A 19,721-nucleotide genomic window follows, 5' to 3' on the forward strand; every position below is an offset into this window, starting at 1 on the left:
GGGATATGAAAGTTGAAGAAGCTATTTCTTGAAAGATTGGAGCATATGCAAATACCTGTAAATAATTTAGCTGAATCCATTGAATGGTACACAAAAAACCTAGGGTTCACCCTAAACAAAAAGTCAGAAGACCTAAATCATGCTTTTTTATCTTTGCCAAACGGTCCGATGTTAATGCTTTGGGAAACAGGAGACGATACAGCAGCAAATTTTACTTTCAATGAAGAAGTAATGCCTATCTTACTATATCACAGTAAAAAAATTCATGAATTAACCCATCACTTACATTCATTGCATGTTAATATAACATTTTTTCAGGATGAAGGATTTGGTTGGGTATTGAAGTTTATTGATATAAACGGAAACATGTGGGGAGTAATACAATTAATTTAAAAGCGAGGTGAATATCATGTCTACAAATGGAACAGAAACACTTTTGAATCATAGCATTGGTGGGGTATTCGTTATTGTAAATCAAATGCCAAGAGCTGTGAAATGGTACAGAGATATTATGGGATTACCAGAGGATGACGAATTTATGAGCACTGCAACTCCTGACATGCAAACTATTTATTCCATTCCACTCGGAAGTACCAACCTTATTTTGGACAGCATTCATCGTGAAACTTTAAAACCAAGTCCGAATCATCTCTTTATGTTCGATACAGAAAACATAGATGAAACCTATAAAACTATGAAAAAGAAAAACGTAGACGTTATTTCTAGCATTGAAGGATCAGGTTCTGTTAGATTCTTTGAAGTTTATGATTCAGAAGGAAATAAGATTATGTTTTGCGAAGAAAAGCAAAGAAAATAACAAAAGGATGAGCAAAAATGAAAACAAAGCCTTATGAAATAGTTAAAAGATCTTCATACCGAGCGATTGGACTAAAGTGGGAGGGGCCATGGTCTGAGATCGGGCAATTGAAGCAAACAATCCAAAAGATGAGTGAGCGTACAGATGAACTACAACATGTAATCAATCCTACTTTACAATTAGGTTTGTCTTATCACACCAGACCTGATGGATTTGCTCACTACTCTATGTTCGAAGTGACAAACGAGCAAGAAATACCAGTTGGCATGATGGAACTATATATTCCTGAATTCACCTACTTTGTAACAAATCATCAGAAAGGAGAAGATATTGGAGAAACTTATTATAAAATTTCTCGTTGGATAATGGATAGTGAGTATATGACTTATAGAGAAACACAAGTGAGATACTTTGAGGACATCCTTCCAATAAAACACGAGAAATATCCTCTTGATCGGGATCTACAAGATCCACACTTTGAAATATGGATTCCAATCACCCAAAAATAACAGAGAGACGAATTCTACCCCTAAAAACATAAGATGAGTATGCTAGATGGCTTCTGTTTTCCCATTCTTGATCGATTAGCCTATGTCTTAAAGGAGATTTGCCAAATAGCTATTTACATTTTATAGATAAAATGGAGATGAAATAAGATGAAATTTAATACTAAGAATGGAGTATTTCATTTAATAGGCATTAAAAATGTTGAAAAATTCGAAGATTATCCAGTAGTGATACCAAAGGCTGTTGATGAATTTAGAGGGCGGTTCGAAATGCAAAAGGACACTGTTAGGTCTATTGTTTATGAGCCCAAAAAAGGACCATCTCATGATGTAGGATTTTTCTATTGCGGAGCATTGTTAGAGGATAAGCCTACTGAACTCCCAGATGGGATATCTTATTTACGTCTTGAAGGGCATTATGCATATGCAAGAGATACGTTTGATGTCACAAGAATGGGTGAGTTTTACAATAATTTGGACAACTGGATTCTCCAGAATAAATTAGAAAGAAAGGATTTTACGGAGGAGTTAATGTTTGAACTATATTACCCAAAAGAAGATGGAACGATGGACTTAGAAGTTTATATGCGAATCAAATAAGGAGGCACGAATTAATTGAAGCAAATTGTCGATTTCGTCGATACTATTTATTTGCCAGTATTGAATAAAAATGCCTCCATCCGATGGTATGAGGAAAAGCTTGGGTTTGCCTGGAATGGCCATTGTTTTGACCTTGGCAACGGTCCAGTGATATTTCTTGTACAAGTTAAGTACCCTGAAGATGTAAAGATTAGTTATTTGACGGATGCGTGGGAAGGAAAAGATTACGAAATGCAGCTAGTGACTTTCAGGAGTAAAAATATTGAAGAAACACATAAAATGCTAAAAAATCGTAATGTAAAAGTGAAGGAGATTAAGATGTATGATAACAATAGAAAAAACTTCAGATTCTACGATTTAAATGGCAATAAATTCGATGTATGGTCAGGATGGTTATGATGCACAAAGTTTCCTTAAGTGAAATAACAATCATTGGATTTAGAATTTCATGTCCATTTGGTGAATTCGTAACGGAGATTCCAAAAGCTAGACAAGAGTTAATAAGGAGAATTTCAGAGATTGATAATATTGTGAATACTCAGAGGCATGTTGGCATTCACAAAGAAGTCCCCAGCAACGAATATGAAGCTGCGTATTTCATTGGGTATGAAGTAGAAAAAGTGGCATCGGTACCAAAGGATATGATTAGTATTACAGTCTATCCTCAAACATATGGAAAAATTAATTATCAAGGTAAAGTTGAAAAGATACATGGAGCTTATGATGAGCTTTCTCACTGGATGATGCAAGAACAGAATAAAATCAATTATTCTAACTGGACGGTTGAGAAAATAGCTACAGATGATAGAATAATCGACTTTGAACAAATGTATAGTATAAATCTAGATATTTTTATTCCAATAAAGTAATGAAAACAGGACGGATGAACCTCATCTCCGTCCTATTTTTAAATTAATCTTCTTGATCGTTTGCCTCAATTAGCATTTCTACACTAGTGGGATAAAAATTTCTACTTCATCCTCCCCACCCCTGAATTGTGGTTGCTTTACCCTTTCAACACAATACTCATTCATATTTTGGACATGTCCATTTTCATTCATCCAGCTCATTAGTTTCTCATACGCCAATGGTTTTTCTTTCATAATTCCCCGTATACTAGCAAACTTATTGGTAATTTTATAATACTTTATTTTTCGTGGCAAATCGTATGGCTCGAAGCTGACTGGACGAGCTACAATAAATGCCCCCTCTTCTCTATCCCTTGTCTGAGGTTCATATGCTGCTAACCTGATAGTAATAATTCGGGAAACAATCCCTTCTTCTTTTTTCATTAATTCCAACATTTTGTTAGGTATTTCTATTTCAAAATCTTCGAATTTCCCCTTATGTTTTTCTCCGGCAAATTGAAAGGTTTTTTCCTGGACAACTGGTTGCATAAATGTTTCATCTTCATATTCAAGCAGAATATCTAGTAATATTTCTAGCGTTTCCACTCCTTTTGTTTCCCACTCAAGTGCATTTCTAAGTATTTGTATTGCTTTTGCACTGTTGGTAGGATCATTAGGAGTTCCTCCATTAGGAAAGGGGAACATTTTTTGAAGTTGTTGAAAACATTCTGCAACCTTGAAATATAGTGCTTTAGCTTTTTCGAGGTATGTGAGCACTTGCTTATCTATGTCTGTAGACAATCTCCATTTCAAGATTAACTCAGAAAAAAAGAGGTAAGCATGTTGACGTGCATCGGCAACAATAGCCGTGTTATATGAATTACCGAAAACATCCATTTTTTGCGATTGAAAGGCTTGAATCCACGCTGAATATCCTGCTAGTCCATGCTTATAATCATAGGATGCAAAAGGTGATTTTCCATGTGCATGTTCAATTATTTTTCTTAATGCATCACGTAGCATGATAGGTATGCTTTTTGGTATCGACTCATAGAAACCACAAATAAAGACATTGTTAAATCGCCTATTATTAAGTTCTGTATATTTTATTGCTCCATCCTTATCAACATCTTTTGCGTAAAATTCCTGCCTTTCATGATCGTATCCATAAATTATTCCGAATTCGGGAGCAAACAAATCCCAAGAAATAATGGGAACTCCCATATCAATTCGTCCTTGTGCCATCCTGATTGCATCAGCAAGACTTTTATCCGATAAAGGAGTAACGTCAGTGATTGTTAGTGTGTGTAACCCAATTGTTTGAAGGCTTTTGGAAACCAATTCGTATGGGGCAAACATGGTGGGTCCTGCGGGGCTTACTGATTCTGGGTGGATGTTTATTCTAAATGCATGTGCACTGTAACCCATTACCTCTGATAGAGTCAAATATTTCTTATCTGTATACTGTAAAAGAGCAAACATGCACTGGGCTGCAGAGGTCATTGTTTTATTTTTAACTTCTAGTGTCATACATTCCATACTCCTTTTAGAGATTAATAGGCTTTGAGAGTACCTTTCGTTTACTAGCTTCAGAACCAAGCTGTACTTTCAAATAGTTGCTAAGGTCTATTCGTGTTCGTTCACGCTTAATCTTTACTTTAGTCCTTGAAAGTGTTGTGTAAATATTTCCGACAGACATTCCGAAAAGTGTTCCCATTTCAGAAGGAGAAATTTGTTGAAAAAAATGAGCTTCAAATACTTGTCGTTCCCTCTTTGTGAGGCAGTGCAATAGGGCATGAATTCCATCGATTACTTCCTTTTTTAATATAAGTGTTTCTGGATTCCCATATTCCAAGTGAATATCGTTAGTCACCCGCTTTGTTAAATGATAGAGAATGTGATCGATATCATGAAAGTCAATGGAATCCCATTTTGCAGCATAATTGTTTTCCATACATGTAAATAATTGTTCATTTTTATTAGGACCACCACGTCTCAATTTCATATTCGCTTGATTGTTTACTATTCTTCTTAACCAAGGAGTAAATCGGCTGACATCGATCAAAGATCCCATATGTATAAATGCTTTAATAAATGCTTCTTGTACAATATCTTCTGCTAGTTCTGTATCCTTGGCCATAAATTGCGCCCATGTCATTGCCTTCCGTCTATATCGTTTTACTAATTCCCCAAAGGCATCCCTATCACCTGTTTGAGCAATTTGGACAAGTTTTTGATCCTCCATCTCACAAAGTCTCGTTTCTACTTCCATTTCTTCCACACCAGAATCCATCACACACCCCTCCTCTTATCTATATTAATGATGCCATTAAAGTTAAAATTCTAACAAAGTTGTAAGAATTATCTATTCCACTATACATGAAAAAAAGAAAAAAACAAATATTCTGACAATCAGAAAAGCGCAAGCGCCTTGTTCAGCCCCGACAATCATAAGACGGGGCGACGAGAAGGTTGGGTTTTACCTTCTTGACGAATCGCTTATATTTTGGACAATACAAAAAAGAGTCAAGCTCCCGACTCAGCCTGACTCCCTACTTTCTATATTTTCATCTTATTTATAAAGGCAATTTTATATTGCTTTCGGAAATGTTCTTTAATCATATAGGCAACTCCATTTTCATCATTTGTTCGAGTAATCCAATCTGCAGCATGCTTTACCTCTTTCGGAGCATTGCCCATCGCCACACCTAACCCCGCAACTTCAATGATCGGAAGGTCCTCTATAGTGTCGCCGATAACGACCATTTCTTGTGGGTGTATTTTTAGTACTTCACCAAGTGCCAGCAATCCATCCAGTTTGTTTCCACCCTCTGGGAGAATATCCATTTTACCGTCTGCATGAACGAGTACCTCTATTCCTTCAAAGGCGGATTTAAGGGTTGTGAATACTCTTTCCCTTTCTTCAGGTTCGGTAAAATAAATTTCCATTTTAGGTGGAGACATCGGATTGTCTATTAATGTATCACCTAAGGATTCCACAAATTGCATTGGATAAATTAGTGGATCGCTTGAACCCAAAACTGCTCTTGCCATCAGATTATTTGCCCCTCTTAGTCTATTCCCGATAGAATAGCGTTCATGAAGGATACGGACTGTACAATCATAATTTTCAAGAACCTGAACGAGATTAAATGTTTTTTCTTCAGAAATTCGTTTTACGTGAAGTGGTTGGTCCAGTTTGGAGGCAATGAAGGCTCCTCCATGCGTAACTAAAAATGTATCCAGTTTGAGTGATTTCGCCACTTTTTTAGCAAATGCAAAATTTCTCCCGGTTACTAATGTCACGTAAACCCCTTTATTTTTAACATATTCTATTGCTTGTTTCGTTTCCTTTGCAAGCCTTCCGTTTGATTTAAGCAGCGTTCCATCAATATTTATGGCAAGCATGCGATACAACATGGGAATCCCCCTTATCTAAGGTGTTTGTACTTACCCTTATTGATATGAGTATGTGGGGGAACGAAACAATAGAACATTCATAGCAAAAAAGTGTATGGCTTCTCATGAACAAGTATTTGTTTTTATTGAATGCAACCGTCAAAAATCTACTTACCCTAGTTTGCTTGGAGGGCTTCTCTTCCTATGCCAAAACTAAATAGTTGGATCTACTAACAATAAATTTTAAATAGTCATACTAAAAAGTGCACCTCTAAGTAGGAAGTGCACTTCATTTTCGATCCTTAATATGATTCTACATTACTATATAATTCTTCTAATGGTTTCATGATGATTTTGTTCAGTTCACTTACCATCATACTCATTCGTTGCTCCGCTTCCATCAGCTTCGCAATTGATTCATTTTGTTGAACGAGCGCAACTGTTTGTTGTGCTCGCTCCACTTCTTCCTGGGAGATTTCAATGCCATTCATTTGTTTTTGTTGAAGCTCCAATTGAATATTACGAAAGTTTTCGAACATTCTTTTTGTTGATTCTTCTGCAAAAACTTCTTTATATAAACCTTGAAGGTTCTTGAATTCTCCGCTTTCCTTAACTGCTGCTTCCAAATGATATGCAATGTCATATACATTATTTGCCATAATATTCACCCTTCCTTTTTTAACCAAATTTTCAGCATGCTAGTGACCAGTATAACAAAGGATATGAAGTCATACAAACTATTCGTTCCTATGTTTACAAAAATAGTACGAGCACTCCTTGTAAAAACCCAATCAAACCTCCAAGTACCGCACCTAAATAAGTGATTAATTTTAGCTCTCTGCCTGACACTGATAGTACCATCTCTTCTACTTCTTCAAGTGAAAAAGATTCTACTTGATCACGTATTAATTCATCAAGTTTTAATCTCTGTAGCAATTCTTCCAGCTTCTCAAGCAACATTTTACTAAAAACATTAATTGTGGTTGGAACCATCTGCTCCATTAACCATGGATAAATTGGCTTGATTGCTTCTTTAACCTTTTTATTCATCCACATTGGAAGATCGATTGTTCTACCAACAGCAGTATGAATAGCAGAAAGGATGACATCTTTTGTAATACGATTCTCTATTTCCGACATTTCCATTTCTTTTAGCTTGTTCCATTCTCGATACATAACATTCAATAAGACATCTTTTGTTCCATCATGCTTTAAGAATTTTATTATTTCCGGTTGCACTTTGTCCACAAGTGGATAGTTGCCCATGAACATTTGGACAAAGCTTCCTAGCTTCCCTCTTGTTGCGATGAAGTCATTTATCATTCTTGCAAGTTGTTGCTTGCCTTCTGGATTCTCAAAATGTGTGATTGCTTTATTTAATACAAACTCGGCAACACTTGGAATGTGATGTTCAACAGAATGCAACAGATTTGCTGGTACCACTTGTTGTATTGGCTTTTGGCGAAGACCAGTCATTACTTCTTCATATTTTGTCGTGACAATTTGTTGTATGTTCCCTCTCATAATTTCTTCAGCATTATTAATACCGAACTTATCTAGTACTTGTTGTATTGTTTCTTCCTTATCTAAAAATCGATTAATTTCTCCTCTCATCCATCCTTCTGCATTTTCCTTAAACGAACTGCTTTCTAGCTTTTTTTTCATACTGTCAGCAGTTAACAGATGCTCCATTACTATTTTTCCTAATTGCTGAGCGAGTTCTGATCTTCTTTTAGGAATAAGTCCTGGTGTAAACGGAATCCTTTTTCCCAAAATGTATATGGGCTTAAAAGGTCGAAAGAGCATTTTTATTGCTAACGAATTGGTCCAACCACCAATTACTGCCCCTATTACCATCATAATTAAGATAGTCATTACTATATCCATCTTTCTTACCTCTTTCCACTCACCGATTTATTCAAAATAAATACTATATAAACAGGGATTTCCCCCAATCCCTAGCAAAAAGAAAATGAGGGAAAATCATGAACTTTCAAGCCGTAAAAATGGTACCTATTGAAAATAAAACTTCCTTTCCAATTATACAAATAAGTGAAACTTTAGCAAGAAAATTGAAGCTTCCTTGTGACCTTTCTTCTCTAGAAATCCAATGCAGTAGGAATAGTATAGATTGTCAAGTAGTAAGTATCAATGATGAGGATTTTTTGATAAAACTTGATAAACAAGTTTTGGATTCATTATTTCTTTTTTATGAAGAACGAACATATTTAGTGTCATATGAAGATGATTGTTTGCATATTGGTCCTGTTATTGGCTTATTAACCGAGATTTCTATCAACAAAGATACGATAGATTTACGGTCTATCGAAACATACTGCAGGGAAATGGCTGGATATTCTGAGGAGATAGGTGCAATATTTTATGTATTTACGCTTAATAAACACTGGACAGATAAAAGTATGAATGGTTTTGTCTTTGAAGAAACTGGCTGGAAAGAATCTGTCTTACCTTTCCCTCAGGTCGTCCATAACCGCCTCCATAAACGTACGAATGAAAAGAGTAAAATGTTTCAACAATTCACAACAGACCTTCACACTTGGAAGATCCCGTATTTTAACAATCACTTTCTAAACAAATGGACAGTTCATGAACAGCTATCCAACATAGACCACCTACTACCATATTTGCCTGAAACTGAATTGTTCACACATAAGAACTTAGAATCCTTGCTAGATATATATCCTACTCTATTTTTAAAACCTGTTCACGGCAGTCAGGGAAAGCAGATATTTAAACTAAGTAAAATAGAGAACGGCTTTAATTTGGCTTATTCTTCCCTTCAGCAGGATGTATTAAAATCGTACAAAAGCTTGGCAGATCTGTATCACCGACTCGCTCCACATCTCAAAAAACGACAATATCTCATTCAGCAAGGACTAGATTTACTCAGCATTGATGACAGACCCGTTGACTTTCGATATTTATGTCACCGGAGAGAAAATAACAGATGGAAAATAACTTCTAGTACGGCAAGAGCTTCTAAAAACGGGTCTTTTGTCTCTAATTTATCACAAGGCGGAGAAATGCTTTCAGTCGAAAAGGCGTTACGTACTAAATTTGAAAAAAAAGAATGCGAACAAATTGTAAAACACTTACGTGAAGTTGCATTAGAGGTTGCCAAAGAGATAGGAAATGTTTCTGAAGGGGTTTTCGGTGAACTTGGGATTGATCTGGCTATCGATACTAGTGGGAGGCCATGGTTAATTGAAGTCAATACGAAGCCCTCGAAAAACATGAATCCAATTACAGATTCCACCAGTATACGTCCCTCCACAAAAGCTGTCATACTGTATTGCCTCTTTCTCATCAGTGAAAATTTAAAGGGGGAATAATAACATGATTTCTCTAGGTGTCCTATCGTTTTCATTAAAAAGTTCTTACTTTACCAAAATAGCGGAAAATATCGCTCCATGTGGTGTGAAATTATTTGTGTTTTCACCAGCCGCCCTTCACTTTGACAATCATTCGGCAACTGGCTACGTTTATAATCATGAAAGGAAGGATTGGGAGGAAGCAGCATTTCCCATACCTTCTTTTATCTATGACCGCTGTTACTATACAACAAAAGAAACTTTTTTACACAAACAAGCAGTTGAGAGACTAAAAGCAAATAGAAAAATTACATTTCTTGGCTACGGGTTACCTGACAAATGGCAAGTTTACAAATCACTTTGCGACAATCCATCTTTACAAAGCTTTTTACCCGATACTTATAGATTGACAAGTGTTTCTTTCTTGGAGGCTAACTTCCAGAAGCGGAATTGCTGGCTTTTGAAACCAATAAAAGGCTCACAAGGTAAAGGCTTGATAAAGGTGGAAAAAATGTTTGAACAATTTATTGTAAAAGAAGTGATTCAGCCACGAGAAGAAAAGCACATTTTTCAGAACAAAGAGCATTTTTCAAAATGGCTACATAAAAAAATGAAAAAAAACGACTATATATTCCAGCCCTTTTTCCTCCTACAAAATAGGAATTATACCCCTTTTGATATAAGAATATTGCTACAAAAAGACAACAGTGGTCAATGGACGGAGCGTATTCGCGTATTCCGGACTGGTCTAATGAATCATATAACTTCCAATTTAGCAGGTGGGGGGAAAATGCATCCTTTTTCTTCACTTAAAAAAAATATGAACTCTTATCAGAAAAAATATGTAGAGACGCAACTAACTAGGATTATGGAAGCATTGCCATTGGCTATAGAAGCTTCTTTTCATCCAATCTTTGAATTGGCTATCGACATTGGAATGGATAAGGATGATAATTTGTGGATTTTAGATATTAATTCCAAGCCAGGTCATAAGATAGTAACAATGGCCACTCCATCAGTACAAAAGGAGATATATGAAGCACCGGGAAAATATTGTTTGCATTTGGCTTTAAATATGGCGAACGAATCAGGAGTTGATTAATGTGAAAGCATTGTTAGCTATTAAATGTAAAGAAGACTTACTGGAGGATCAAATAGTTCTTCCAGAGATGCTAAATGAATATCAGATTGATTCTATTGCCTTTGGTACCTATCAAATTCATTGCGTAGCCACCTACAATAGTGGACATCATCTATGGATATCCCAAAAATTATTTGACCAATTGCTGCTTCCATATGAAGGGAAAATTCATGTGTTTGTTCATGAAAAAACACTTCATCTTGGACCTTTAATCGGAATATTTACTGCTGGATTTACAAGCTCCATCCTGCGGCCAATTGGTGAGCGTTCCGTATTCTTTTCTAAACTACTTGCTACGGAAAGAAAAGTTGGAGCCTATATGTTTTTATTTGGTGCCAATCATATTAATTGGGAAGAAGGGACAATGGTAGGATATCTTTTCACAGAATCCGGATGGTGCAAAAAGACATTACCCTTTCCTCATGTTGTATATGATCGGCTTCCAAATCGTCGCACGGAAAGACACCGCCTTCTTTCCTCTACACGTGAACGCATTCAAAAAGAATATGCGATCCCGTGGTTTAACCCAGGATTTTTTGATAAGTGGGACATTCACCAAAAGCTTCGTATAGAGGAACGTATTGTCCCGTATCTTCCCGAAACGATAAATACAGTTTCCATTCAGACCATTGAAGAGTATTTAGCTAAACATCCATTCGTTTACTTAAAGCCTAAAAATGGCAGCCTTGGATTTGGCGTTTATAAAATTATCTATAATCGTGAAGATGAATTATACTATGTTCGTTATAAAAATGAACATTTTGTTAATAAACTGCTTCGTTTCTCAAACCTAGAGCCGTTACTATCCCATGTTTTTAAAAATAAAGAACTTTCTAGCTACCTAGTTCAACAAGGAATTCCGCTGCTTAAAAAGGATGATTCCTTTATTGACTTTCGAGTTCATACTAATAAAAATGAAAAAGGTGAATGGCAAGTCAGCGCACTGGCAGCGAAGCTAAGCGGAAAAGGAAGCATTACTACCCACGCCAATAGTGGTGGTATCATTAAAACCATTCCCGAAATTTTTGAAGAGGAACAAGAGCAAAAGACAGTCATTGAAAAATTGAATGTTGCTTCCTTATTAATTAGCAACGCCATTGATACTCATCTACCTGGTTTTATTGGAGAAATAGGGTTTGATTTTGGCATTGATAAAGACAATAAAGTATGGCTATTTGAAGCCAATTCAAAACCTGGTCGCTCCATTTTCTATCATCCAAAGCTACGAAATGAAGACATATTAACTCGCAAGCTATCTATTGAATATGCTGTTTATTTAACAGAAAAAACGATTAAACATCCGGAAGGGGTGTTTACATGAAAGAACTTCACTATGATCCTGTCAAACGGACTTGGTATCAAACCTTCGAGGAAAAAGCTAATGTGATGTTTGGAAAGTTTTTTGCCGTTCCTTTTAAAAAAGAGCATCACCCTAAACATTTTACGTTCCCTTGCTTCATGCAGGATTTGAAAACTGGTCCACTAATTGGCATTATGGCAAGTCCTGAAAAAAAAGGATTCATTGGCAATATTCCTTTGTTTAAAAGGATTCAAAAAACATTGTATAAAGAAGGTGGCGGAATCTCGATTGTATTCACACCTGATAAATTGACTGATAACGGAATTACTGGTTTCTGCTATCTGCCGGAACACGATCAATGGATAAGGATGAAAACGCCGCTTCCAGATATTATCTATAATCGAATTGCACGCTACAAAGATGAAAAAGAATTGTTAGCACAAATAGAAAAATTAACCTCTTTGTATCATATACCGATTTTAAATCCTAGCTTCTTTGATAAGTGGGAATTATATTTACAGTTAAAAGACCATGAAACTTTAGCACCCTATCTTCCAGACACTGCCCTTTTATCACAAGAATCTCTGGAAGAATTCTTTACCAATTATTCTGCTGTGTATATAAAAAAGCGACTTAGCCACAAAGGAAAAGGTGTTTATCTTATTACAAAAAATGGTCATACATTTCTAATGAAAACAACCGCAACCACTACCGTTTTATTTCCTAACATAAAAAAATTGATTCGCTACTTTCAGAAGGAAGCTGCACTAAATGATTATATTATCCAAAAAGCTATCCCCACTGTGAGAATGAATGGAAAAAAATTTGATTACCGGGTCTTGGCCCATTTGCATAAGAATCGGTTTAGGATAACGGGTATAGGAGTAAGAATGGCAAAGAAACAGCAGGTAACCACCCATGTTCCTGCAGGAGGGGTAATTGTCTCAACAGAGGACCTTCCAATTCAAACTGATATTATGGCTATGGAAAGAATCATCCGAATATGTGGCAAACAACTATCTCATTTTTATGATGATATTGGAGAATTTTCTGCTGACATCGGTGTAATGTCAGACGGAATGTTTTATATATTTGAATTGAATGCCAAGCCCATGGACTTTGATGAAGCTATAATAAAAAAACAAGCTGCCGAAAACATCACGAAGGTTTTTTACGAAAAAACCGATTTTATCAAGCAGGATATTTTTTAATAAGTGTCGAACATGTTCATCAATGGCTAAAATAAAAATTAAGAACGTATATTATTTTACTAAAATGGTCTAACTCAGCACCTAGCCGCTCTTGTCATAAGCCGATTCGTCTTTTGCTTGTCAGGGCTTAATAAGGCACATTCACTTTTCTTTATTTTAGGAGGGAATACGGCTTGATTTCACACTTTCAATTAACACCTTTATATCAAACCAATCAACTACCAGGCTGGCATCTATCATTTTATTATAAAGGACATTCTGTCAAAGCTGTCTACCATAAAAATGGGACGATAGAATGGCCTGAATCCCATGCCTTTTCTGAAGAAGAAAAACAAGCTGTTGAAGCCCAAATTCATGAGTTAATGCTGTTTCATGTATATGACTAAACTCTTCTTTTTCAAAGAATCTTTTTCTCTCCTTTAGTTACACTAATTAGTAAGGAGGGATTTTCTTATGAATGATAAAAATCAAAAGAAAACCAAAGACAAGCAGTTCGAAGGCCGTGATGAATATTTCATGGATATAGACCGTTATATTAATGAAGGAATGGCAGGCGGCAGTGTATTTGAAAGAGATCGATATACGAACATTGAAGAAGCAAGGGAACTGGAAAAAGAAGAACCACCATCCCAAAACAATTGAAATGAGACGGAAGCTCCTCTAATATGAGGAGTTCAGTGTGTAGACAAAGGTACATTTTTATTTAAATCCATGCAATTCCCTTGTTGATCGTAGTGGAAGACGCGCAGACTCCTGCGGGAGGAAGGGACATGGGAAACCCCACAGGGCGCAGCCCGAGGAGGTTCCCGGACCGCCCGCGGAAAGCGAAGCGTCTGCAACGAAGATCAACAGTTAAATACAAATCTAAAAATAATTTGGGTTTGTCAACAGTCTGAGCTCCTCTAATATGAGGAGTTTTTTCATTGTATTGTTTAGTCTTTTACTTTGTACAAAGAGTCCTCTTGGTTATAATAAAACCATAGTAAGCAGGAAAGGAAACTCTTATGTACAATCAATTAGAAAAACTTTTTCCAAATTCATTAATTAAATCCACTTTTCCTCACCATTTTTCCCGCTACCTATGGTTTCTTTCAGCTTCCAATGAATATGTTGGCATCGAAAAAAATGCTGTGAACGAGAAGGAAATGTTACTATTAGAAACATTTCTACAAAAAGTAGAAGAAAATACTTTATCGATGACAGAATCCGAAAAGAATTGGTTTCAGTTTTTGTATCAAGGACAGATTGATCCTGACTTCATTAAGAATCTACAAAAGGACCAAATTAGATTTATCCACTTTCAATTTTCAGAACCAACCATACACAAAGAAGAGTGGAATGAAGCTATATCAGCATTTTTTGAAAAGCCAATCGATATTGTATGGGAAAATGCAACGGCTGGTGTGATCATTGAATATAAAGACGACCATGTTCAAGAGGAACATATTGTCTTTTCTGACATTGCTGATACAACCGCAAGTGATTTTTACGCAAATTTAGATTTTTATATCGGTTCTTACAGTTACGTTAATGAACGATTAACAGAAACATACAAGTGGGAGAAAAAATGCTTTTACTTTTCAAAAAAAGCAAGAAAACAACGTAAGGTTCATTCATTTGCAGATGCCATTCCTTACATATTGACAAATAAGGCAGACGATGAAATGGTAAAACAAACCACTCTCCTTTTTCAAGCATTACAAGATGACCAAGAATTGCTTCAAAGTATTAAAGCTTATATTGAGAATAACTTAAATGTTTCACTTACATCTAAAAAACTTTTTATGCACCGCAATAGTCTTCAGTATCGAATGGACAAATTCATAGAATTGACGGGAATGGATATTAAAAATTTTCAAGGGGCGATGTCCGCCTATTTAGCAATCATCATTCTAGAAAGTAATCATAAAAAGTAACGTTGCACAAAGACGTTGCTTTTTTTTGTGCACCTTGTACATTTACGAAATGTATGCGTTTTCGGTACACTTGAATCAGATTAAGAAAACGATTTCATTTTAGGGGGAGAAAACAATGGCAGAATTACAATTAGATAATATTTATAAAGTGTATGAAGGAAATGTAACAGCAGTTGAAGATTTCAACTTACACATTAAAGACAAGGAATTTATCGTATTCGTCGGTCCTTCAGGTTGTGGGAAATCCACTACACTTCGTATGATTGCAGGTTTAGAGGAAATTTCTAAAGGTGACTTCTCAATCGATGGCAAAAGAATGAATGATGTTGCACCAAAAGACCGTGACATCGCAATGGTATTCCAAAACTATGCATTGTATCCACATATGAATGTATATGATAATATGGCATTCGGCTTGAAATTACGTAAATTCCCAAAAGAAGAAATTGATCGTCGTGTTAAAGAAGCTGCAGCTATCCTTGGCCTTGAGCAATATTTAGATCGTAAACCAAAGGCATTATCTGGTGGTCAGCGCCAGCGTGTTGCTCTTGGTCGTGCTATCGTACGTGATGCAAAAGTATTCTTAATGGATGAGCCGTTATCTAACCTTGATGCAAAGCTTCGTGTAGCAATGCGTGCGGAAATCTCCAAACTTCACCAACGTTTACAGACAACAACTATTTATGTAACACATGACCAAACGGAAGCAATGACAATGGCTACTCGTCTGGTAGTAATGAAAGATGGTATCATTCAACAAGTTGGATCACCAAAAGAAGTTTACGAAAATCCAGAAAATGTTTTCGTAGGTGGGTTTATCGGTTCTCCTGCCATGAACTTCTTCAATGGAAAACTTGAAGATGGTGCATTCCATATTGGCGAGCAAAAAATTAGTGTACCTGAAGGAAAAATGAAAGTACTTCGTGATCAAGGATATGTTGGCAAAGAAGTTATTCTTGGTATCCGTCCAGAAGACATTCATGATGAGCCAGTATTCATTGAGGCCTCTGTCGGAAGCACAATTGAAGCAATTATTGAAGTTTCCGAGCTACTTGGAGCAGAATCCATGCTTTACTCTCAAATCCATGGACAAGATTTCGTCGCTCGTGTTGATTCACGTACAGATGTAAAGCCTCAACAGAAGCTTCAACTTGCACTAGACATGAACAAATGTCACTTCTTCGATTTTGAAACTGAATCTCGTATTCGTTCTTAATTTCTCTTTAAGAGGTTGTTAGGAAGTCATTAATTTATGGCTTCCTAACAACCTCTTTTTCTGCAAATTAGGATTGGGCTAATGGGACTAAGATTGGCGTTCCTCCAGTTTAGTCCGATATTATAAATAAAACTCAAAAGGCCCTCCCTACTCCTTAACAGATATGATATGTTCCGCCTGACACCCAGTACAAAGCACCAAATGAATACATGTATGATTCTTCACACTCTCCAATTCTCCGTCCACTTGTTTTAACAGGTTGATATCCATATAAGCACTATAATTATCTAAGAAATCTGTGACCCTTCCTTGATCTATTAACTGTTTTCCACAGAAATCGCATGTTGCCACGTATTCTTCCAAACCATTACATAATGGACAGATATCCATTTCTGTTCCTCCGATTCATCTTTACTATCCACTAATAATTTCACCATTCCTCACAAAAACATGCTCTTACGTCAATATTTTTAAATATCCATAAATTACCTTTTTAATTATGAATAAGGATTTTTCTATTTTCTTATAATACAAGTAACGGCTTTTCCACTACTGGACCTTCCATAGGTGAGCGTAGAACAAAATGCGCACGCTGGTGCAAATCCAGCAGGTCCAACCAAAACCATATTATGAGGAGATGAATTACATCATGGCAAGCAGAAACAATTCTTCTAATCAATTAGTAGCACCTGGAGCACAAGCAGCAATCGACCAAATGAAGTATGAAATTGCTACAGAATTTGGGGTAAACCTTGGTGCAGACACAACTTCACGCGCTAACGGTTCTGTTGGTGGAGAAATCACAAAACGCTTAGTTCAAATGGCTGAACAACAACTAGGCGGAAGATAAGTTTTTAGTTAGGAAAATTTTATACTATGGCTTAGACACCTCATTTTTTGAGGTGTCTTGCTTTTATTAGAAATATAAACAAAGTGCAGTTTAGTACATAAAAAACCTCGTTAATCCACTAACGAGGCCTTATCCTAGCTATTAAACTCCACTCTCTATAAGTCGCAAAAATTGCTTAGTACGGTCAGTAATAGGGTTCTCAAATATTTCCTTTGGTTCTCCTTGCTCCACAATCTTCCCATCATCCATAAATATTACCTCATCGGCAACTTCTTTTGCGAATTTCATTTCATGTGTTACAACAACCATAGTCATTCCTTCATGAGCCAATTCTTTCATAACTCTTAATACTTCCCCGACTAGCTCTGGATCAAGCGCAGAAGTTGGTTCGTCAAATAACATTACTTTCGGTTCCATGGCAAGCGCTCTGGCAATTCCGACACGTTGCTGCTGGCCACCTGAAAGCTGAAAAGGGTAGAAATCTAATTTGTCACCAAGTCCAACTTTATGTAAAAGGCTAATAGCTCGCTCTTTTACTTTCGCTTTTTCCTCTTTTTTTACTGTAATGGGTCCTTCCATTACATTTTGTAGGGCTGTCATGTGAGGAAAAAGATTGTAATTTTGAAAAACCATGCCTGTCAATCGTCTAAAGTCTGCAATTTTCCCTGAAGGAACTTTTTGAGAAAAATCCAATGACTGCTGATCTATTTCAACAATACCTGAAGTTGGTTTTTCCAATATATTTAAACAACGCAACAAAGTTGTTTTTCCAGAACCGGAAGGTCCAATAACAACTACAACTTTTCCTTGCTCCACTTGTAAGTCAATTCCTTTTAAAACTTCTAAATCTCCAAATTGCTTATATAAGCTCTTTACTGATATCATCACAGGAGCTCCTTTACTTTTAACTAACAATTCTACTTTGCTACATAGCGATCCAGCCTACGTTCAATCCTTCCTTGAATTAGTGATAGACAGAAACAGATTACCCAATATATAGCAGCTGCTTGTATATATAGCAGTAAAAACTCATAATTGGTAGCTGCTATTTGCTGTGCAATCCTAAACATTTCTGTTACCAATATTAAAGAGGCAAGCGAAGTATCTTTGACAAGACTTATAAAAGAATTAGACAACGGTGGAATGGATACCCTTGAAGCTTGGGGAAGAATAATTCTTCTTAATGCTTGCGGATAACTCATTCCCATTGAGTAAGCTGCTTCCCATTGCCCTTTCGGTGTAGAAAGAATGGCCGCACGAATAATTTCTGATGCATATGCACCAACATTTAATGAAAAAGCAATTACGGCAGCTGGAAATGGATCTATTGTAACTCCTACAGAAGGCAGACCGTAAAATATAATAAATAATTGCACAAGTAACGGCGTACCTCTAATGATGGAAACGTAGATTCTTGCCACAATCTGCAAAGGTTTAATCGGTGAGATACGTGCCAACGCCGTAAGTACGGCAATAAACAAACCTAAAGAAAATGATAATAAAGTTAATGGAATTGTATATGACAAAGCTCCCTTCAATAATGGGAGAAGGGAACTTTGTGCAATGGTAATCCATCTTTCAAGACGTTCTGGATCCGCCAATATACTAGTTAAGTACATTTTCACCAAACCATTTCTCAGAGATTTCGTCGTACGTGCCTTCTTCGATAATTTCAGCTAATGCTTTATTAACAGCTTCCACTAACTCTTCATTACCTTGGCGGAACATAAATCCACTTTGTGCTGCATTTTCATGTTCTGCTGCAATTTTAATTGCTGCATTTGGACGGTTTTTCTGGAAATCAAGAACAGAAAGTTTGTCATTAATAGTTACGTCCACACGATTGGAATTAAGTAATTCGATTGCTTGATTAAAACCTTCTACACCTTCAATTTCTGCGTTATACTCACGAGCAAGGTCAGCGTAGTTACTTGTTAATGATTGTGCTGACTTTTTGCCTTCAATATCTTCAAAACCATTGATTTCAGTATTATCTTCTTTTGTGACTAATACTGCTGCTGATGAGATATAGTGATCAGAGAAATCATACTTTTCTTTACGATCATCACGAATACCCACTTGATTTGCAATCATATCAAAACGCTTGGAATCAAGTCCAGCGAACATGGCATCCCACTGAGTTTCCATAAACTTAGCTTCTACTCCAAGCTTTTCAGCTATAGCTTCTGCTAATTCCACATCAAATCCTGTTAATTTACCTGAATCATCATGGAACGTAAACGGAGGATAAGTACCTTCCGTACCAATTAGAAGCTCACCTTCTTCTTGAACTTTTGCTAATAGATTATCCTGATTATTTTCTGCTGTATCACCTGTACCAGCATTATTATCATTTGTACCGCAAGCACTTAGAACTGTTCCAGCAAGGAGAACTAGTGCAAATAAGGAAAGAATTTTGTTCTTCATTGTATTAAACCCCCAGTATTCTTATATGAATTAATTTTTAGCACATATTGAATAGTATAGAAAGTCATAGGACTTGTCAAAGACTTTGTTTTATTTTTATCCTTTCCAACACTTCTGCAAACTTATTCTTGTCAATTTATATAAAAAGGCCTATGGGA

The 19,721-nt window shown here is 36.3% G+C and carries 24 protein-coding genes; 15 read left to right on the forward strand and 9 right to left on the reverse strand.

Annotated features, from left to right (window positions below; translation table 11 throughout):
* Positions 1 to 12 precede the first annotated feature (12 nt).
* The 6 genes from LRP81_RS16690 (at position 13) to LRP81_RS16715 (ending at position 2,792) form a co-directional block, all read left to right on the forward strand.
* Complete coding sequence (locus LRP81_RS16690; RefSeq protein ID WP_230503242.1) at positions 13 to 393, forward strand: VOC family protein; 381 nt, start codon at positions 13 to 15, stop codon at positions 391 to 393.
* 16 nt (positions 394 to 409) lie between these two features.
* On the forward strand, positions 410 to 817 hold the full coding sequence (locus LRP81_RS16695) for a VOC family protein (RefSeq protein WP_230503243.1): 408 nt from the start codon (positions 410 to 412) through the stop codon (positions 815 to 817).
* Positions 818 to 834: 17 nt separating this feature from the next.
* The gene (locus LRP81_RS16700; protein WP_230503244.1) at positions 835 to 1,326 is read left to right on the forward strand and encodes a GyrI-like domain-containing protein; all 492 of its coding nucleotides are present in this window, start codon (positions 835 to 837) and stop codon (positions 1,324 to 1,326) included.
* Positions 1,327 to 1,473: 147 nt separating this feature from the next.
* Entirely contained in the window at positions 1,474 to 1,923 is a 450-nt protein-coding gene (locus LRP81_RS16705; RefSeq protein WP_230503245.1) for a hypothetical protein, read from the forward strand.
* A gap of 15 nt (positions 1,924 to 1,938) precedes the next feature.
* Positions 1,939 to 2,322, forward strand: a complete 384-nt coding sequence (locus LRP81_RS16710; protein WP_230503246.1) for a VOC family protein — start codon at positions 1,939 to 1,941, stop codon at positions 2,320 to 2,322.
* Positions 2,322 to 2,792, forward strand: a complete 471-nt coding sequence (locus LRP81_RS16715; RefSeq protein ID WP_230503247.1) for a GyrI-like domain-containing protein — start codon at positions 2,322 to 2,324, stop codon at positions 2,790 to 2,792. The genes LRP81_RS16710 and LRP81_RS16715 overlap by 1 nt, the downstream gene beginning before the upstream one ends.
* 78 nt (positions 2,793 to 2,870) lie before the next feature.
* On the opposite strand, the gene LRP81_RS16720 is transcribed toward LRP81_RS16715, so the two are convergent.
* The 5 genes from LRP81_RS16720 to LRP81_RS16740 form a co-directional block, all read right to left on the reverse strand.
* Positions 2,871 to 4,301 (reverse strand): hypothetical protein, encoded by a 1,431-nt coding sequence (locus LRP81_RS16720; protein WP_230503248.1) that lies wholly within the window; start codon positions 4,299 to 4,301, stop codon positions 2,871 to 2,873.
* Between the two features lie 16 nt (positions 4,302 to 4,317).
* Positions 4,318 to 5,064, reverse strand: a complete 747-nt coding sequence (locus tag LRP81_RS16725; RefSeq protein WP_230503249.1) for an RNA polymerase sigma factor — start codon at positions 5,062 to 5,064, stop codon at positions 4,318 to 4,320.
* Between the two features lie 266 nt (positions 5,065 to 5,330).
* Positions 5,331 to 6,191, reverse strand: a complete 861-nt coding sequence (locus tag LRP81_RS16730) for a Cof-type HAD-IIB family hydrolase (RefSeq protein ID WP_230503250.1) — start codon at positions 6,189 to 6,191, stop codon at positions 5,331 to 5,333.
* 281 nt (positions 6,192 to 6,472) lie between these two features.
* A complete protein-coding gene (locus LRP81_RS16735) occupies positions 6,473 to 6,829 on the reverse strand; it encodes a YlbF family regulator (protein ID WP_230503251.1) in 357 nt (118 codons plus the stop codon).
* Positions 6,830 to 6,923: 94 nt separating this feature from the next.
* Entirely contained in the window at positions 6,924 to 8,057 is a 1,134-nt protein-coding gene (locus LRP81_RS16740) for a DUF445 domain-containing protein (protein ID WP_230503252.1), read from the reverse strand.
* A gap of 98 nt (positions 8,058 to 8,155) precedes the next feature.
* Between LRP81_RS16740 and LRP81_RS16745 the strand changes: the two genes are divergently transcribed.
* The 8 genes from LRP81_RS16745 (at position 8,156) to LRP81_RS16780 (ending at position 16,286) form a co-directional block, all read left to right on the forward strand.
* Positions 8,156 to 9,523 (forward strand): YheC/YheD family endospore coat-associated protein, encoded by a 1,368-nt coding sequence (locus LRP81_RS16745; protein WP_230503253.1) that lies wholly within the window; start codon positions 8,156 to 8,158, stop codon positions 9,521 to 9,523.
* Positions 9,524 to 9,527: 4 nt separating this feature from the next.
* Complete coding sequence (locus tag LRP81_RS16750) at positions 9,528 to 10,604, forward strand: YheC/YheD family endospore coat-associated protein (RefSeq protein WP_230503254.1); 1,077 nt, start codon at positions 9,528 to 9,530, stop codon at positions 10,602 to 10,604.
* Between the two features lies 1 nt (position 10,605).
* A complete protein-coding gene (locus LRP81_RS16755; RefSeq protein WP_230503255.1) occupies positions 10,606 to 11,964 on the forward strand; it encodes a YheC/YheD family endospore coat-associated protein in 1,359 nt (452 codons plus the stop codon).
* A complete protein-coding gene (locus tag LRP81_RS16760) occupies positions 11,961 to 13,154 on the forward strand; it encodes a YheC/YheD family endospore coat-associated protein (RefSeq protein ID WP_230503256.1) in 1,194 nt (397 codons plus the stop codon). Before LRP81_RS16755 ends, LRP81_RS16760 begins: the two co-directional genes overlap by 4 nt.
* A 173-nt stretch (positions 13,155 to 13,327) precedes the next feature.
* Complete coding sequence (locus LRP81_RS16765; RefSeq protein ID WP_230503257.1) at positions 13,328 to 13,540, forward strand: YheE family protein; 213 nt, start codon at positions 13,328 to 13,330, stop codon at positions 13,538 to 13,540.
* 67 nt (positions 13,541 to 13,607) lie between these two features.
* On the forward strand, positions 13,608 to 13,796 hold the full coding sequence (locus LRP81_RS16770) for a hypothetical protein (protein WP_230503258.1): 189 nt from the start codon (positions 13,608 to 13,610) through the stop codon (positions 13,794 to 13,796).
* Positions 13,797 to 14,158: 362 nt separating this feature from the next.
* Positions 14,159 to 15,070, forward strand: a complete 912-nt coding sequence (locus LRP81_RS16775; RefSeq protein WP_230503259.1) for a PucR family transcriptional regulator — start codon at positions 14,159 to 14,161, stop codon at positions 15,068 to 15,070.
* Between the two features lie 115 nt (positions 15,071 to 15,185).
* Positions 15,186 to 16,286, forward strand: coding sequence for an ABC transporter ATP-binding protein (locus LRP81_RS16780; protein ID WP_230503260.1), 1,101 nt, complete (start codon positions 15,186 to 15,188; stop codon positions 16,284 to 16,286).
* A gap of 147 nt (positions 16,287 to 16,433) precedes the next feature.
* Here the strand turns inward: LRP81_RS16780 and LRP81_RS16785 are convergent, their stop codons facing one another.
* Positions 16,434 to 16,676, reverse strand: coding sequence for a hypothetical protein (locus LRP81_RS16785; RefSeq protein WP_230503261.1), 243 nt, complete (start codon positions 16,674 to 16,676; stop codon positions 16,434 to 16,436).
* Positions 16,677 to 16,935: 259 nt separating this feature from the next.
* Here LRP81_RS16785 and LRP81_RS16790 point away from each other — a divergent pair, with 259 nt between their 5' ends.
* Positions 16,936 to 17,136, forward strand: coding sequence for an alpha/beta-type small acid-soluble spore protein (locus tag LRP81_RS16790; RefSeq protein WP_230503262.1), 201 nt, complete (start codon positions 16,936 to 16,938; stop codon positions 17,134 to 17,136).
* 141 nt (positions 17,137 to 17,277) lie between these two features.
* Here the strand turns inward: LRP81_RS16790 and LRP81_RS16795 are convergent, their stop codons facing one another.
* From LRP81_RS16795 to LRP81_RS16805, 3 genes are read right to left on the reverse strand one after another with little or no spacing between them, the layout of a single operon-like run.
* Positions 17,278 to 18,021: an amino acid ABC transporter ATP-binding protein gene (locus LRP81_RS16795; RefSeq protein ID WP_230503263.1), complete on the reverse strand. Its 744-nt coding sequence runs from the start codon at positions 18,019 to 18,021 to the stop codon at positions 17,278 to 17,280.
* 32 nt (positions 18,022 to 18,053) lie between these two features.
* Positions 18,054 to 18,755, reverse strand: a complete 702-nt coding sequence (locus LRP81_RS16800; protein ID WP_230503279.1) for an amino acid ABC transporter permease — start codon at positions 18,753 to 18,755, stop codon at positions 18,054 to 18,056.
* Positions 18,742 to 19,563 carry an amino acid ABC transporter substrate-binding protein gene (locus LRP81_RS16805; RefSeq protein ID WP_230503264.1) on the reverse strand — a complete coding sequence of 274 codons (822 nt, stop codon included), beginning with the start codon at positions 19,561 to 19,563 and terminating at the stop codon, positions 18,742 to 18,744. The genes LRP81_RS16800 and LRP81_RS16805 overlap by 14 nt, the downstream gene beginning before the upstream one ends.
* Positions 19,564 to 19,721: the final 158 nt, after the last annotated feature.

This window comes from Sutcliffiella rhizosphaerae, assembly GCF_917563925.1.
Taxonomy (GTDB): domain Bacteria; phylum Bacillota; class Bacilli; order Bacillales; family Bacillaceae_I; genus Sutcliffiella_A; species Sutcliffiella_A rhizosphaerae.

Bases quoted from the DNA above. Each gene is read 5' to 3' on its own strand.
- LRP81_RS16805 (WP_230503264.1), bottom strand. From the start codon at position 19,563: ATGAAGAACAAAATTCTTTCCTTATTTGCACTAGTTCTCCTTGCTGGA.
- LRP81_RS16775 (WP_230503259.1), top strand. From the start codon at position 14,159: ATGTACAATCAATTAGAAAAACTTTTTCCAAATTCATTAATTAAATCC.
- LRP81_RS16800 (WP_230503279.1), bottom strand. From the start codon at position 18,755: ATGTACTTAACTAGTATATTGGCGGATCCAGAACGTCTTGAAAGATGG.
- LRP81_RS16785 (WP_230503261.1), bottom strand. From the start codon at position 16,676: ATGGATATCTGTCCATTATGTAATGGTTTGGAAGAATACGTGGCAACA.
- LRP81_RS16700 (WP_230503244.1), top strand. From the start codon at position 835: ATGAAAACAAAGCCTTATGAAATAGTTAAAAGATCTTCATACCGAGCG.
- LRP81_RS16695 (WP_230503243.1), top strand. From the start codon at position 410: ATGTCTACAAATGGAACAGAAACACTTTTGAATCATAGCATTGGTGGG.
- LRP81_RS16750 (WP_230503254.1), top strand. From the start codon at position 9,528: ATGATTTCTCTAGGTGTCCTATCGTTTTCATTAAAAAGTTCTTACTTT.
- LRP81_RS16770 (WP_230503258.1), top strand. From the start codon at position 13,608: ATGAATGATAAAAATCAAAAGAAAACCAAAGACAAGCAGTTCGAAGGC.
- LRP81_RS16715 (WP_230503247.1), top strand. From the start codon at position 2,322: ATGCACAAAGTTTCCTTAAGTGAAATAACAATCATTGGATTTAGAATT.
- LRP81_RS16745 (WP_230503253.1), top strand. From the start codon at position 8,156: ATGAACTTTCAAGCCGTAAAAATGGTACCTATTGAAAATAAAACTTCC.
- LRP81_RS16725 (WP_230503249.1), bottom strand. From the start codon at position 5,064: ATGGATTCTGGTGTGGAAGAAATGGAAGTAGAAACGAGACTTTGTGAG.
- LRP81_RS16780 (WP_230503260.1), top strand. From the start codon at position 15,186: ATGGCAGAATTACAATTAGATAATATTTATAAAGTGTATGAAGGAAAT.
- LRP81_RS16705 (WP_230503245.1), top strand. From the start codon at position 1,474: ATGAAATTTAATACTAAGAATGGAGTATTTCATTTAATAGGCATTAAA.
- LRP81_RS16730 (WP_230503250.1), bottom strand. From the start codon at position 6,191: ATGTTGTATCGCATGCTTGCCATAAATATTGATGGAACGCTGCTTAAA.
- LRP81_RS16740 (WP_230503252.1), bottom strand. From the start codon at position 8,057: ATGGATATAGTAATGACTATCTTAATTATGATGGTAATAGGGGCAGTA.
- LRP81_RS16760 (WP_230503256.1), top strand. From the start codon at position 11,961: ATGAAAGAACTTCACTATGATCCTGTCAAACGGACTTGGTATCAAACC.
- LRP81_RS16795 (WP_230503263.1), bottom strand. From the start codon at position 18,021: ATGATATCAGTAAAGAGCTTATATAAGCAATTTGGAGATTTAGAAGTT.
- LRP81_RS16790 (WP_230503262.1), top strand. From the start codon at position 16,936: ATGGCAAGCAGAAACAATTCTTCTAATCAATTAGTAGCACCTGGAGCA.
- LRP81_RS16735 (WP_230503251.1), bottom strand. From the start codon at position 6,829: ATGGCAAATAATGTATATGACATTGCATATCATTTGGAAGCAGCAGTT.
- LRP81_RS16720 (WP_230503248.1), bottom strand. From the start codon at position 4,301: ATGACACTAGAAGTTAAAAATAAAACAATGACCTCTGCAGCCCAGTGC.